The organism is Streptomyces sp. NPDC005423 (assembly GCF_040606415.1).
Lineage (GTDB): Bacteria > Actinomycetota > Actinomycetes > Streptomycetales > Streptomycetaceae > Streptomyces.
Genome location: NZ_JBEXET010000006.1, coordinates 198668 through 213060 on the forward strand (window position 1 = coordinate 198668; position 14393 = coordinate 213060).

Annotated in this window: 11 protein-coding genes; 3 read left to right on the forward strand and 8 right to left on the reverse strand. The window is 71.3% G+C overall.

The genetic code is table 11. The annotated features are described in order from the left end of the window. Position 1: 1 nt before the first annotated feature. From ABZT12_RS10940 to ABZT12_RS10970, 7 genes are all read right to left on the reverse strand, one after another. Entirely contained in the window at positions 2-1582 is a 1581-nt protein-coding gene (locus tag ABZT12_RS10940) for an amino acid permease (protein WP_356380788.1), read from the reverse strand. A gap of 129 nt (positions 1583-1711) precedes the next feature. Next, on the reverse strand, positions 1712-3178 hold the full coding sequence (locus ABZT12_RS10945) for an aldehyde dehydrogenase family protein (RefSeq protein WP_356380791.1): 1467 nt from the start codon (positions 3176-3178) through the stop codon (positions 1712-1714). Further along, positions 3159-4301, reverse strand: coding sequence for an aromatic ring-hydroxylating dioxygenase subunit alpha (locus ABZT12_RS10950; protein ID WP_356380794.1), 1143 nt, complete (start codon positions 4299-4301; stop codon positions 3159-3161). The genes ABZT12_RS10945 and ABZT12_RS10950 overlap by 20 nt, the downstream gene beginning before the upstream one ends. Continuing rightward, a complete protein-coding gene (gene solA, locus ABZT12_RS10955; protein WP_356380797.1) occupies positions 4298-5512 on the reverse strand; it encodes an N-methyl-L-tryptophan oxidase in 1215 nt (404 codons plus the stop codon). Before solA ends, ABZT12_RS10950 begins: the two co-directional genes overlap by 4 nt. A 9-nt stretch (positions 5513-5521) precedes the next feature. Further along, a complete protein-coding gene (locus ABZT12_RS10960) occupies positions 5522-8041 on the reverse strand; it encodes an FAD-dependent oxidoreductase (protein ID WP_356380800.1) in 2520 nt (839 codons plus the stop codon). Between the two features lie 84 nt (positions 8042-8125). Continuing rightward, positions 8126-8272, reverse strand: a complete 147-nt coding sequence (locus ABZT12_RS10965) for a hypothetical protein (RefSeq protein ID WP_356380803.1) — start codon at positions 8270-8272, stop codon at positions 8126-8128. Between the two features lie 280 nt (positions 8273-8552). Then, the gene (locus ABZT12_RS10970; RefSeq protein WP_356380806.1) at positions 8553-9389 is read right to left on the reverse strand and encodes an IclR family transcriptional regulator; all 837 of its coding nucleotides are present in this window, start codon (positions 9387-9389) and stop codon (positions 8553-8555) included. Positions 9390-9675: 286 nt separating this feature from the next. Here ABZT12_RS10970 and ABZT12_RS10975 point away from each other — a divergent pair, with 286 nt between their 5' ends. Continuing rightward, complete coding sequence (locus ABZT12_RS10975) at positions 9676-9996, forward strand: bifunctional 3-phenylpropionate/cinnamic acid dioxygenase ferredoxin subunit (protein WP_356380809.1); 321 nt, start codon at positions 9676-9678, stop codon at positions 9994-9996. Between the two features lie 91 nt (positions 9997-10087). On the opposite strand, the gene ABZT12_RS10980 is transcribed toward ABZT12_RS10975, so the two are convergent. Beyond that, positions 10088-10699, reverse strand: coding sequence for a hypothetical protein (locus ABZT12_RS10980; protein WP_356380811.1), 612 nt, complete (start codon positions 10697-10699; stop codon positions 10088-10090). Between the two features lie 417 nt (positions 10700-11116). Here ABZT12_RS10980 and ABZT12_RS10985 point away from each other — a divergent pair, with 417 nt between their 5' ends. Both ABZT12_RS10985 and ABZT12_RS10990 read left to right on the forward strand, forming a co-directional pair. Beyond that, positions 11117-13954 (forward strand): nitrate- and nitrite sensing domain-containing protein, encoded by a 2838-nt coding sequence (locus ABZT12_RS10985; RefSeq protein ID WP_356380814.1) that lies wholly within the window; start codon positions 11117-11119, stop codon positions 13952-13954. Then, positions 13951-14385 (forward strand): roadblock/LC7 domain-containing protein, encoded by a 435-nt coding sequence (locus ABZT12_RS10990; protein ID WP_356380817.1) that lies wholly within the window; start codon positions 13951-13953, stop codon positions 14383-14385. The genes ABZT12_RS10985 and ABZT12_RS10990 overlap by 4 nt, the downstream gene beginning before the upstream one ends. The last annotated feature ends 8 nt before the right edge of the window (positions 14386-14393 follow it).

Below are 14393 nucleotides of genomic sequence, written 5' to 3' on the forward strand. Positions count from 1 at the left end.
TTCAGTCGGTCGCCGGAGCGGCGAACGGGCCGGCCGGCTCGGCCGGGTTCTCCAGCCGGTGCGACTCCAGGACGCCGGTGCGGTGCCGCTGGACGAACCAGTAGTAGGCGAAACCACCGCCCGCGATGACCACGACGAACAGCACCGCGCCCCAGCGCAGATACCAGTGGAACGGGGCCGTCGCGTTGTAGACCTCGGCACGCGGCCAGATCAGGTTGACCGTCATGGCCGCGCCCCAGACCACGGCGACGAGGTTGACGAGCAGCCCCCAGCGGCCCAGCGAGAACTTGCCGTCACCCGCGGGCTGCCACTTCCCGCGCAACCGGGCCACCAGCATCGGAGCGGTGACGCCGAGGTAGGCGAGGTAGATCATGATGATGCCGATGCTGGTGACGACGGTGAAGATCTGCGGCTGGCGGATATTGACCACCAGGATCGCCACGGCGAGCACCCCGATGACCACCGCGGGCAGCACCGGGGTCCGGAAGCGCGGGCTGACCTTGGCAAGCAGCGCGGAGGCCGGCAGGTTGTTGTCCCGGGACATCGCGAAGGCCAGCCGGATCGCCGCCGTGTGCACCGCGAGCGCGCACACCGTGACCGCGATCAGCACACACCACAGCATCGCCTTGCCGGCCGTCGGGCCCAGCACGTCCAGCACGATGTACTGAAGACCGTCCGTGGACAGCTTGTCGCCCTTCAGGCTGCTCACGCTCATCAGCGCGAACAGCAGCACCAACCCGCCGAGGACGAACGACGCGACGATCGCGCGGATGATGGCGCGCGGCGCGTTCCGTGACGGGTCGAGGGACTCCTCGCCGAGCGAGGCGGCCGTGTCGAAGCCGTACATGACGTACGCCGACGCCAGCGACGCCACCATGAACGCGCCCAGGTAGCCCGCCGAGTGCCCGGCACCGGTGCCCTGGGTGTCGGTCACCACCTGCGGTCCCCGGGTGATGTGCACGGCGAACAGGATGATCAGCACGACGGTGGCGATCAACTCGATCAACACCCCCGCGCTGTTGATCGTGGCCATCAACTTGACACCGAACGCGTTGACCAGAGTGGTGAACAGGATCAACACCGTCGCGAGGACGACCGCGTTCGTCGCCACGTCGTACGTGCCGGTGCCGTCCCCGACGAACTGGAACGTCGACGAGATCTGCGGCAGCGTCAGCTGGTAGGCGAGCGCGACCGCGGCGATCGACACGATCGAGGCGACCAGCATCATCCACCCGGCCAGCCAGCCCAGGTGCGCGTTGCCGATCTTCTTCGACCAGTTGTAGACGGACCCCGCGACCGGATACCGGGCCGCCAGCTCCGCGAAGCAGAGGGCGACCGTGAACTGCCCGACGAACACCATCGGCCACGACCACCAGTAGGCGGGACCGCCGCTGCCGTAACCGAAGTAGAAGAGCTGGAAGGTGCCCGTCAGGATCGAGATGTAGCTGATGCCGGCGGCGAAGGTGTGGAAGTTGCCGAGGGTGCGCTTGAGTTCGGGCCGGTAGCCGAACTCGGCGAGTTCGGCGTCGTCGTGACCGTGCTGCGCGCCGGCGGACGGCTCGGTTGGCTCGGTTCTCGTCATGAGCGGACTCCAGAGGGGCCGGGGGCGGGAGGGAGTGCTCGTTGCGGGTGCCTGAATCGGTGCCTGAATCGGTGCGGGGGTGATGGAACGGGTGAAAGGGCGGCCAGGCGCGCGCTGTTGACCCGTGGGTCAGGCGAACCAGCCCTGCGGGGAGGGGTCGGTGTTGCGCCAGATGTGCTTGGTCTCGCGGTACTCGGCCAGCCCCGACGGCCCGAGCTCGCGTCCGAAGCCGGACTGCTTGTAACCGCCCCACTCGGCCTGCGGCACGTAGGGGTGGTAGTCGTTGATCCAGACCGTGCCGATCCGCAGCCGCGCCGCGACCCGCGCCGCCTTCGCCTCGTCGCCGGTCCACACGGCGCCGGCGAGACCGTAGACGGTGTCGTTGGCGAGCCGGACCGCCTCGTCCTCGGTGGTGAAGCGTTCGACGGTCAGCACCGGGCCGAAGGACTCGTCCTGGATCACCGACATCCCGCCGGTGCACTCGTCCAGCACGGTCGGCGGGTAGTAGAACCCCTCGTCCAGGCCCGGCCCGGCGGGGCGTACGCCACCGCAGCGCAGGACCGCGCCCTCCTCCAGACCCCGGGCGACATACGCCTCGACCTTCTCCCGGTGGGCAGCCGAGATCAGCGGGCCGGTCTGCGCCCGCTCGTCGAAGGGCCCCCCGAGCCGGATCTCCCGCGCCCGCCGTACCACCTCGTCGACGAACCGGTCGTGCAGCGACTCCTCCACCAGCAGCCGCGCGCCCGCCGAGCAGACCTGGCCGGAGTGGAGGAACACCGCGGTCAGCGCCATGTCGACGGCCGTGTCGAAGTCCGCGTCGGCGAAGACGATGTTCGGGTTCTTGCCGCCGAGTTCCAGGGCGACCTTCTTCACCGTGGCGGCGGCGGCCGCCATCAGCCGGCGGCCGGTGCGCACGCCGCCGGTGAAGGAGACGAGGTCCACGTCCGGATGGTCACCGAGCGGAGCCCCCGTCTCCGGTCCCGCGCCCAGGATCAGGTTGCCCGCGCCCGGGGGGAGCCCGGCCTCGGCGAGGAGCCGCAGGAGATGGATCGCGGTGTGCGGGGTCAGTTCGCTCGGCTTCAGGACGAAGGTGTTGCCGGCGGCGAGGGCGGGGGCGACCTTCCAGGCCGTCTGGAGCAGCGGGTAGTTCCAGGGCGTGATGAGCGCGCAGACACCGACCGGTTCGTGGACGACCCGGCTGTCGACGCCCGCCGTGCCGGTGTCGATCACCCGGCCCGTCTCGCTCGCGACCAGCCGCCCGAAGTAGCGGAAACAGTTGACGATGTCGTCAATGTCGTACTCGCTCTCCACGAGCCGCTTCCCCGTGTCCAGCGACTCGGCCCGCGCGAGGAGATCCTTGTCCCGTACGAGCAGATCGGCGACCCGGAGCAGCAGGTCACCGCGGTCGCCCGGGGCGGTGCGCGGCCAGGGGCCCTCGTCGAAGGCGCGGCGGGCGGCGGCGAGCGCCTCGACGGTGTCCTTGCCGCCGGCCTCGTCCACCACCGCGACGAGGGAGCCGTCGGCCGGACAGCGGATCTCCCGGGTGCGCCCGTCGAGTGCGCCCCTCCACTCGCCGTCAATGAACAGTTCCGGCACGACTGCCTCCCAGCGTCTCGATCAGCCACTCGTGGAAGAGCCCGATGTGGTGCTCGCTGGGAACCAGGACACCACCGTTGCGGTACGCCCGCGACGTCATGGCGGGCTGCGTTCGTTCACAGGCCCGGAAGTCCTGTTCGTTGACCCGGTGGAACAGTTCCACGGACTTCGACACGTCCGCCCCGGACGCCACCACCTCCGGCGCGTACAGCCAGTCGCACTCGACGACCGTGCGGTCCAGGGCCAGCGGGAACATGCGGTGCAGGATGACGTGGTCCGGTACGAGGTTGATGAACACCGTCGGCTTCACGGTGATGGCGTAGTAGCGACGGTCCTGGTCGTCACCGACGGCAGGCAGCCTGGCGAAGCCCGCGCTGCCGTCCACCGTGAAGCCCTTGACCTCCGCGCCGAACTCGGCGCCGTGTCCCACGTAGGACTGGGCCGCGTAGCCGTCCGTGAACTCCGGCAGTACGTCCGTGAGTTCGGGGTGGATCGTCGCGCAGTGGTAGCACTCCATGAAGTTCTCGACGATCAGCTTCCAGTTCGCCCGCACGTCGTACGTGACGCGCTTGCCGAGGGCGAGGTCCTCGGTGCCGTAGTGCTCGATGGCGGCGGCGGAGCCGAGCCGCTCCACGGCCGCGTGCACCACGGTGTCCTCGAAGGAGGGGGGCTCGTCGGCCAGACACACCCACACGTAGCCCAGCCACTCACGCAGGGACACATTGATCAGTCCGTAGGCGACCCGATCAACGTCGGGCATATTGATCAAGTTGGGGGCGGCGATCAACTTGCCGTCGAGATCGTACGTCCACGCGTGGTACGGGCACTGGAGGGTGCGGCGAACCCGGCCCGACTCCTCGGCGCACAGCCGCGCTCCACGATGACGGCAGACGTTGAGGAAGGCGCGCAGCCCACCCGCGCGGGTCCGGGTGATCAACACGTTCTCCCGGCCGATCTGGACGGTCCGGAAGGCGCCGGGCGCGTCGAGGTCGGAACCGCGGACGGCGCAGAACCACATCGACTCGAAGAGGCGTTCCTGCTCCTGCCGGAAGACCGCCGGGTCGGTGTAGTAGCGGCCCGGCAGGGTGGCGGCCAGGCTCGGGGAGAGCGGGGGCGTCGTCACGTGCGGGCTCCTCGCGCGGGCGTGGGGTCGAGACGGGCGGGGTCGAGACGGGCGGGGTCGAGACGGGCGGGGTCGAGACGGGCGGGGTCGAACAGGCCGATCGGATGCCCGGTGGTGCCGTTCAGCGCCAGGTCGGCGAGGATCTCGCCGACCACGGGCACGAACTTGAAGCCGTGCCCGGAGAAGCCGCAGGCGACGGTGGCCGACTCCGGGTGGGCGGGATGCCGCGCGATCACGAAGTGCTCGTCCGGGGTGTTGGAGTACATGCAGGTCGCGGCCTTGAGGAAGGTGCCGGGCAGCTCCGGGACGCAGCCGGCCATCTGGTCCGCCATCGCCCGTACCTCGTCCTCGTGCACCGTCCGGTCGATCGTCTCCGGAGTGGTCACCCGCCCCTTGCGGAAGAAGGCGACCTTGACGCCGAGACCAGGGCCGTCGATCGAGGGGAAGCCGTAGACCTGGACGCCGTCGGGCTTCTCCCAGATGTAGATGGGGTGGTTCTCCGGCAGGAAGGGGGCGACGCCGTTCGCGGGCTCGAACCAGTACATGACCTGTCGCTCGATGGTGAACGGCACGCCGAGGTCGCCGAGCAGCCGCGGCGCCCACGCCCCCGGGCAGATCACCAACTGTCCCGCCGTGTAGGTGTTTTCGGCGGTGTGCACACGGACGCCGTCCCGGTAGGGCTCCCAGCGCGTCATCGGCTCCTGGAAGTGCAGGTCCGCGCCCTGCCGGGTGGCGAGCTGGAGATGGGCGGCGACCGTGTTCTCCGGCCGGACGAGGCCCGCCTTCGGCTCGAACAGCGCCACCTCGTCGTCCTGCGGCGCGAGCGTCGGGAACCGGCGCCGGATCTCGCCCGCGTCCAGCATCTCGTGCGGCAGGTCCCACCGCCGGGCCGAGAGCAGGGAACCCGCGACGGTCCGTGACTCGGGCCGGCCGACCATCACCCCGCCGCACAGGGTGGCGATGGACCGGCCGGTGGCCCGCTCCAGGTCGTCGTAGAGCTCGTAGGCGCGCAGCAACAGCGGTACGTAGGCGGGGTCTTCGAAGTAGGACTGCCGGGTGATCCGTGAACCGCCGTGGCTGGAGCCGTGGTGGTGCACCGGACCGAACTTCTCCAGGCCCAGGATCCGGGCTCCCCGGGCGGACAGATGGTGGGCGGCGGCGCTGCCCATGCCGCCGAGACCGACGACGATCACGTCGTATGTGGGTGACACGGCTTGCCCCTAGCGTCGGATGCGGGTCATCTTCGGGTCGAACAACGGCTCTTCGGCGACGGTCGCGGGAACCCTCTCCCCGAAGTACTCGATGTGCACCGTGGCGCCGGTGGCGAGGCCGGCCGGCAGCCAGGCGTACGCGACGCAGCGGCCGAGTGTGTAGCCGTAGGAGGCGCTGGTCACGTAACCGGCGGGGGAGCCGAGGGGGGCGCCTCCTCGCGCGGCGTCGAGGGCGGGGGCGTGGACGGGCTCCTTGCCGAGGACCACGGCGGCGGGGTCGTCGAGGAGGAGGGGCGTGAGCCTGCGGGTGACGGGGGCGTCGACCAGGGCCTCGCGGCCGACGAACTCCTTGTCCATGCGGACCGCGAAGCCGAGGCCCGCCTCGAACGGGTGGTGTTCGTCGGTCATGTCGGTGCCCCAGGAGCGGTAACCCTTCTCCAGGCGCAGTGAGTTGAAGGCCGAACGGCCGGCCGCGACGACACCGAGCTCCTGTCCCGCCGCCCAGAGGGTGTCCCACAGGCGCAGGCCCAGATCGGCGGTGGTGTACAGCTCCCAGCCGAGTTCGCCGACGTACGACAGCCGCATCGCCGTCACGGGCACCTGGCCGATCCACGTCTCCTTGGCGCGGAAGTAGCCGAAGCCCTCGTGCGAGAAGTCGTCGGGGGCCAGCGGCTGGACGAGGTCGCGGGCGAGGGGACCCCAGACCCCGATGCAGCAGGTGCCGGCGGTGATGTCGCGGATCTGGACGCCGTCCGGGGCGTGCCGGGTGAGCCAGTCGAGGTCGGCGGGGGAGTTGGCGCCGACCTGGAAGCGGTCCGGGGCGAGCCGGGCCACCGTGAGGTCGGAACGGATGCCTCCGCTCTCGTCGAGCAGCAGGGTGTACGTGACCGCGCCGGGCTTCTTGCGGAGGTTGTTGGTGGTCATGCGGTGCAGGTGGTCGAGGGCGCCGGGACCGGTGACCTCCAGCCGGCGCAGCGGGGTCATGTCGTAGAGGGCGACCCGCTCCCGGGTGGCGCGGGCCTCCGCCGCCGCGACGGGCGACCAGTAGCGGGCCGACCAGGCGTCCCGCTCGGGGAGGCGCAGCCCGTCCGTGAGCGGGGCGTTGGCCTCGTACCAGTGCGGGCGTTCCCAGCCGCCGCCCTCCAGGAAGTAGGCGCCGAGCTCCTGCTGACGGGCGTAGAAGGGGCTGACGCGCAGGGGCCGTGGCCGCTCCACCGGCTGGAGCGGGTGGAGAACGTCGTACACCTCGACGAACTGCTGTGAACCGCGTTCACGGACGTACGACGGTGAACGCTGCGCCTCCTCGAAACGCGTGAGGTCGCACTCGTGCAGGTCGAGTTGGGGCCGGCCGTCGACCATCCACTCGGCTACGGCCCTGGCCACGCCGGCGGAGTGGGTGACCCAGACCGCCTCGGCCAGCCAGAAACCGCGCAGCCGCCGCGACTCGCCGAGGACCGGCATGCCGTCCGGGGTGAAGGAGAAGACGCCGTTGAAGCCCTCCTCTATCTCCGCCTCGCGCAGCGCCGGGATCAGCCAGCGGCAGTCGTCCCAGCTCGGTGCCCAGTCCTCCTCGGTGAAAGGGAACGAGGACGGCATGTCCATGTTCCGGGCGCGGGCCTCGTCGTAGGGCGGGACGGCGAACGGGTCGACGAGCAGCGGCCGGTGGGCGTAGGAGCCGACGCCGAGGCGGTCGGTGTGTTCGCGGAAGTAGAGGTCGCGGTCCTGGAAACGCAGGATCGGTCTCGTGGCCTCGGCGGTCGCTCCGGCGAGTTCCGGCAGCGGGCACGTCCTGGCGTACTGGTGGGCGAGCGGTTGCAGGGGGACGTCGATGCCGGCCATGCGGCCGATGACCGGGCCCCAGAAGCCGGCCGCCGAGACGACATGGTCCGCGGGGAAGGTGCCCCGGTCCGTGACCACGCCCGTCACCCTGCCGTCCGCGCTCTCGACGCCGGTGACGGTGTGCCGCTCCAGGAAGCGGGCGCCCCGGCCGGTGGCGCGGTCCAGCTGCGCGCGGGCGGCGGACAGGGCGCGGGCCAGGCCGTCGTCCGGGGTGTGGAAGCCGCCGAGGACCACCGACTCGTCGATGAGCGGCCAGAGTTCCTTGCAGCGGGCGGCGCCCACGACCTCGCCCCGGACGCCCCAGGAGGCCGCGTAGCCGGCCCGGCGGTGCAGGTCGGCGAGGCGTTCGGGGGTGGTCGCAAGCTCCAGGCCGCCGACCCGCTGGAAACAGGGGCCGCCGTCCGTCTCCAGCGCGGAGAACTTCTCCACGGTGTACTGAGCGAACGCGGTCAGCGTCCTGGAGGGGTTGGTCTGGAAGACGAGACCGGGCGCGTGCGAGGTGGAGCCGCCGGGGGCGGGCAGCGGGCCCTGTTCGAGGACGGTGACGTCGGTCCAGCCGCGGGCGGTCAGTTCGTCGGCGAGCGAACAGCCGACGATGCCGGCGCCCACGACGACCACGCGGGGGCCCCGGGGACGGTCTCCGGACGGGGATTCGGGTTCGGACGAGCCGTTTGCAGGCGTGCTGGACATGCCCCTCCTTGCCGGGACGGGGAGTGAACGCGCTGACCGGCGTGCGGAGTTGGGCTCCGCAGGGCGGCCCGGGACGGCCGCGGGTCAGGGGACGGTGTTGGGAGCGGGAGCGGGAGCGGGAGCGAGAACGGGGGCGAAGTCGGCGCCGGGGACGGTGCCGGGCTCGGCGCGGCGCACAGGACGACCACCGAGCGAGTCGACGGCGATCAGCTTCATCGGGCCGTGGGGCACGACCACGCTCCTCTGCTGTTGCGCAGTGCACGGTGGGTTGCGCTGTGAGGAACATACTGAACGCCCGCAAGCAGCCGTCAAGAGGCGGAAGTTAACCCTTGGCAAAAGGAACGGGAGGGACGAAACCCGCCGGACACACAGCGCCGATGAGCAACGACGACACACAGTGGCGACGCGCAACGGCGACACACAGCGGCCCGGTTCCGGGACGACCCCGGCACCGCGCTCTCGCCCACCCGCTGTCGCTGACCGCACCGTGCCGACATTTCTCCCGTCTCCGTCAGAAGCCGTATCCCATACGGCGGGACAGCACCGCCCCGGCCGTCACGGCCCGCTTGGCGACCTCGGACAAACGGTCGGCGCCGAGCCGGTAGACCGGCCCCGACACGCTGATCGCCGCGATCACCTTGCCGTCGTGCGCCCGCACCGGCGCCGCCACCGCGGTGAGCCCCAGCTCCAGCTCCTCGACGGTGAGGGCGTAGCCCTGCTCGACGACGGCATCCAACTCGGCGCGCAGCATCGACGCCCCGGTGACCGTGCGCTCCGTGAACCGCGGCAACGGACGCGCGAGCAGGCTCTCGCGGAGCGTCGGCGGCAGGTGCGCGAGCAGCACCTTGCCGCTGGAGGTGGCGTGCAGCGGGGTCCGCCGGCCGAGCCAGTTCTGCGCGGTCACCGACGCCGTGCCCCTGGCCTGCATGATGTTGACCGCCGCGTTGTCGTCGAGCACCGCGATGTTGACCGTCTCGCCCAGTTCGTCGGCGACCTCCCGGCAGACGGGGACGCCCTCCTGTGAGATGTCCAGGCGCACCGCGGCCGCCCCCGCCAGCCGGAGCACGCCGGCGCCCAGGTAGTACTTGCCGCGGTCCTTGGCCTGGGTCACCAGATTGCGGTTCTCCAGTACGCCGAGCAGCCGGAAGGCGGTGGACTTGTGTACGTCCAGCTCCTCGGCGATCTCGGTCACGCCCGCCTCGCCGTGCCGGGCCAGGATCTCCAGCACGCTCACCGCGCGGTCCACCGACTGGACGGCACCGGCCGCAGCTCTTCCGACCGGCTTCTCCCGGTGCCCGGCGGTCGCGTCACCGTGGTCGCGATCGGGCTGCTTCTGCGTGCGGGTCATGGCTCAACTCTCACCGCGTGGGGCCGGGTTCGGGCCGCATCTGCGGGAGACCCTTGACGCGACGGTCGTCCCGCCCGGATTCTGTTGCGCACAGCGCTCGCTCATGCGTCATGTGAAACATCATGCTACCGAAGCGTCCGCGGCCCGGTAGGGGCCGGACGACCGGACCGACGAAGGTCCACGGCTTCAGCACCTGTCACGCTCCGAGGACCGACGACGGTCCGAACTCCCTTTTGTCTGCGCCGAGTTGATTCCGGACCCAGTCTCCGGGACCGAGAGGGGGCCCATGATTCCCGTCTGCCGCCTCGAAGAACTCCCCGAGGGCGAGTCCGTCCGTGTCGGGACGACCCCGCCCATCGCCGTGTTTAACGCCGACGGCGAGCTGTACGCCATCGACGACACCTGCACCCACCAGGACGCCTCGCTCTCCGAGGGCTGGCTGGAGGGCCGCCTGATCGAATGCCCGCTCCACGCGGCCACGTTCGATCTGCGGACGGGCCTGCCGACCTGCCTGCCGGCCCGGCGTCCCGTCCGCACCCACCGCGTCACGGTCGACGACGGCATCATCCATGTACACCCCGAGGCGCGGGAGGGCACGGCGGCGTGAGCGCGTCGACGCCTCGGGCTGCCCTACAGCTCTCAGTCGAACAGGTCTCGGACGAACAGCTCTCGCCGCCCGCGCCTCAGCCGCCCGCGTCTCAGGAGTGCGACAACTGCCCCGAGCCGCCGTGCCGGCGTATCCGCTCCTGGTGCCGCGTCGTGGCCTTCGCATGGTGACGGGCCTTGCGGCGCTCGCGGCGCAGCGCGCGCGCCGTGCTGCTGGGCTCCGAGATCACGCCGTTGCGCTGGTTCCACATCTGGCGGGTCACCCATACGTCGAGCGCGCCCCAGGTGGCCAACACCGTGCTGGCCACGCTGCTGATCACCATCGGGAACGCCAGCCAGGACCCGGCCATCGTGCACAGGAACGCCACCGTCGCCTGCATCAGGGTCACGGCGATGATGAGCACCGCCCGCACCGCAGCCGTACGCACCGGATCAGGCAGCCGGCGCCGACGCGCCGGTTCCTCCACCCACAACGTCCGGTAGGAGGCGGCCAGTTCCTCCTCGCGCTCCTCCCCGCGGCGGGCCCGCCGGGGCGCACTCACCGCCGCACCCCGTCCCGCCGGGGGCGCCTGCACGCCCCTCGCACGGACCGGATCGACACCGGTCGCCGGAATGTCGGGATCCGGTGCCTGGCGGCGCAGTCGCGCCGTCGACCGCGCTCCCGCGCCGTCCTCGGGCGCCTCGCGCCGCTCCGCCGTGCCCATCAACGTGTCCTCCCCAACGCCGGATGACCGCCCCAGCCGGCGTCCGAAGACACCGCATCTCTCTGGCTGCCCGGCTTGCGCTCTTTTACGCCGCACGAGTCCGGATCCGGCTCCTGTGGCCGGCTCCGTCCGCACATCCCGTGGAGAAAGACGAACGAGATGCCGCGAAGATTCCCAACGGGGGCAAAATTCCGGCCAACTGCTCCGCCGTCCCGCCCACACCGTGTGCGGGCCTCCCCGTCGGATTCCGGTCCACAATCTCCAGGCATTCCCGACAAGTACCCATATCCCGCCCCGGGAGCGGAACTTCAGACTCCGGACAGGCCTTCGAGTTAACTGTGGGTCGGTAGTAGGCTCGCGCCGTTTGTTGACGCACATGTGTACCCCCGGCCGACGGGGGACGAGCTGGGGGAGGCCATGCGCTTTCGCGGGAAGTCGATCCGCCGGAAGATCGTGGCGCTGCTTCTCGTGCCGCTGGTGTCCCTGACCGCGATCTGGGCTTTCGCCACGGTACTCACGGGCCGTGCGGCGGAGCAGCTGTTCCACGTCTCCTCCGTCGTGGAGAAGATCGGCTACCCGACCGAGGACACCGTCCGTGTTCTCCAGCGGGAACGCCGCCAGTCGCTCGTCTACCTCGCCGACCCACGCGCCGCCGACGGGCTCGTCGACCTCCGGCGCAGCCGCGCCGCCACCGACGAGGCCGTCGCCAAGATCCGCAGGAACGCCCGGAACCCCGATGTGCGCGGCGCGATGGGCCAGGGCACCGACGACCGGCTCACCGCCGTGTTCGACGCCTTCGACGGCATCAACTCGCTGCGCCGCAGCATCGAGGACGGCACGGTCAACCGCTCCCAGACCCTCGACCTCTACAACCGCCTGGTCGACCCGTGCTACGTCCTGCTCACCAACCTCCGCGTCGTCGACAACGTGGAGATGGACAAGGAGTACCGCGCACTCGTCAACCTCGCCCGCGCCCGCGAACTCCTCTCCCGCGAGGACGCCCTGCTCGGCTCCTCCCTCGTCGTCGGCACGCTCACCCGTGACGAGACCCGCGACGTCTCCGACCTCATCGCCCAGCGCACCCTGCTGTACGACGTCAACCTGCCGCTGCTGCCCGGCTCCGAGCGCGACCGCTACGAGCACTTCTGGAAGAACGCCGCCAGCGGCCCCCTGCGCGTCGCCGAGGAGTCGGCCGTCTCCGCCGCCTCCGGAACCCCCCACGGCGTCACCGCGCAGACCTGGAACACCGCCGCCGGCAATGTCCTCGGCGACCTCGGCACCCTCGACGACCAGGCCAACGACCGCTACCAGGACCGGGTCCACCCGGTCGCGATGGACGTCATCCTCAAGGCGGCCGTGGCCGGCATCCTCGGTCTGATCGCCCTGCTCTTCTCGCTCTTCCTCTCCGTTCGCGTCGGCCGCGGCCTCATCCGCGACCTGCGCCAACTGCGCCTGGAGGCCCACGAGGCGTCCGGCGTACGGCTGCCCAGCGTGATGCGCAGGCTCTCCGCGGGCGAACAGGTCGACGTGGAGACCGAGGTGCCGCGCCTGGAGTACGACCGGAACGAGATCGGCGACGTGGGCCAGGCCCTCAACACCCTGCAACGGGCCGCCGTCGAGGCCGCCGTGAAGCAGTCCGAACTGCGCGCGGGCGTCTCCGAGGTCTTCGTCAACCTCGCCCGGCGCAGTCAGGTCCTGCTGCACAAGCAGCTCACCCTGCTCGACACGATGGAGCGCAGGACCGAGGACACCGACGAACTCGCCGACCTCTTCCGCCTCGACCACCTGACCACCCGGATGCGCCGCCACGCCGAGGGCCTGGTGATCCTCTCGGGGGCCGCCCCCTCCCGGCAGTGGCGCAAGCCCGTCCAGCTGATGGACATCGTGCGCGCCGCCGTCGCCGAGGTCGAGGACTACGAACGCGTCGAGGTGCGCCGGCTGCCGCGGATCGCCGTCACCGGCCCCGCCGTCGCCGACCTCACCCACCTGGTGGCCGAACTCCTGGAGAACGCCACGGTGTTCTCCCCGCCGCACACCGCCGTCCACGTCCTGGGCGAGCGGGTCGCCAACGGATTCACCCTGGAGATACACGACCGCGGCCTCGGCATGACGGCCGAAGCGCTCCTGGACGCCAACCTGCGCCTCGCCGAGACCCCCGAGTTCGAACTCTCCGACACCGACCGGCTCGGCCTCTTCGTGGTCAGCCGCCTCGCCCAGCGCCAGAACGTCCGCGTCTCGCTCCAGCCCTCCCCATACGGCGGCACCACCGCCGTGGTCTTCGTCCCGGACGCCCTGCTGACCGACGACGTACCGGACACCAACGGCATCGGCTTCCGCCTCGACCGGCCCCGGCCGACGAAGGAGGCCGAGCTGGAGGAGAGCCGCCGCGCCGCGCTCTCCCAGGTCCCGGTACGGCTGCCCGACCTCCCGGCGCTCATCGACGGGCCGGTCGAGCTGGAGGCACCCGTCGGACTGGACGCCGTGGAGACCTACCCGGCCGCTCTCGACGACGAGGACGGCGAAGGCGGCCGGCTCTTCCGCCCGCGCCGTTCCGCCGCCCTTCATTCCGACGCCGCGCCGGTCCGCGCCGATCAGCAGCCGCACACCGTCGAGGGACCGCCGCACCGGGTTACCGGCGAAGAGCGCCGCGGCGAACCGGTCCCGCTGCCCCGTCGCCGTACGCCCAAACTGGTCAGCTCGCACGGACGCCCGGTGGCCGAGCAGCGCTCCCGACGGGACGCGGCGGCCGGTACGGACGGCGAACCCCCGGCGGTTCCCGGCACGGGCAGAACCGGTCTTGAAGGGCCGCCGCCACTGCCCGCGCGCCGGCGCGGCGACCCACCGGCGCGACGCGGGACGGGCGGCTCCGACCGCCCCGGCGCATTTCCGGGCCCCGGCCCCGACGAACTCCACGACGCCCCCACACTGCCCCGGCGCTCCCGCCGTCCCGCACTCGGGAGCGGCGAGCCCGCTGAGACCGGCCTGCGCTCCGCCACCGTGCCGGGAGGCGCGGATCCGGGCCAGGAGGCGCTGCCCCGGCGGGTACGACAGGCCAGCCTGGCCTCGCAGTTGAAGCGGAGCCCCGAACCGCGCCCGGCGAGCCCCGACGAGGCCGTCGAGCGCGACGCCGACGAGGTACGCAGCCGTATGGCCTCGCTCCAGCGCGGCTGGCAGCGTGGCCGCGAGGAGAACGCCGAGGGCGACGACGCCCCTGGCAGCACAGCACAAGGAACCACAGAGGGGGACGGTCGATGACCGCACCAGAGCCGACCGGCCGCACCAAGGGCGACAAGCGCGAGCTGAACTGGCTGCTCGACGACCTGGTGGCGCGCGTCGCCAGCATCCGCAAAGCGCTCGTGCTCTCCGGCGACGGTCTGCCGACGGGTCTCTCGGAGGACCTGACCCGCGAGGACAGCGAGCACCTGGCGGCCGTTGCCTCCGGGTTCCACAGCCTCGCCAAGGGCGTGGGCCGCCACTTCGAGGCGGGCAGCGTACGGCAGACGATCGTGGAACTCGACGACGCCTTCCTCTTCGTGACGGCCGCGGGCGACGGCAGCTGCCTCGCCGTCCTCTCGGACGCCGATTCGGACGTGGGCCAGGTCGCCTACGAGATGACCCTGCTGGTCAAGCGCGTGGGCGTACATCTCGCCGCCGTGCCGCGCACCGAGCTGCCCTCCGGCGGGTAGTGGGATGG

Coding starts and splice junctions, on each gene's coding strand:
- ABZT12_RS10940 (WP_356380788.1), bottom strand. CDS start 1,582: ATGACGAGAACCGAGCCAACCGAGCCGTCCGCCGGCGCGCAGCACGGT.
- ABZT12_RS10985 (WP_356380814.1), top strand. CDS start 11,117: ATGCGCTTTCGCGGGAAGTCGATCCGCCGGAAGATCGTGGCGCTGCTT.
- ABZT12_RS10980 (WP_356380811.1), bottom strand. CDS start 10,699: ATGGGCACGGCGGAGCGGCGCGAGGCGCCCGAGGACGGCGCGGGAGCG.
- ABZT12_RS10990 (WP_356380817.1), top strand. CDS start 13,951: ATGACCGCACCAGAGCCGACCGGCCGCACCAAGGGCGACAAGCGCGAG.
- ABZT12_RS10975 (WP_356380809.1), top strand. CDS start 9,676: ATGATTCCCGTCTGCCGCCTCGAAGAACTCCCCGAGGGCGAGTCCGTC.
- ABZT12_RS10960 (WP_356380800.1), bottom strand. CDS start 8,041: ATGTCCAGCACGCCTGCAAACGGCTCGTCCGAACCCGAATCCCCGTCC.
- ABZT12_RS10970 (WP_356380806.1), bottom strand. CDS start 9,389: ATGACCCGCACGCAGAAGCAGCCCGATCGCGACCACGGTGACGCGACC.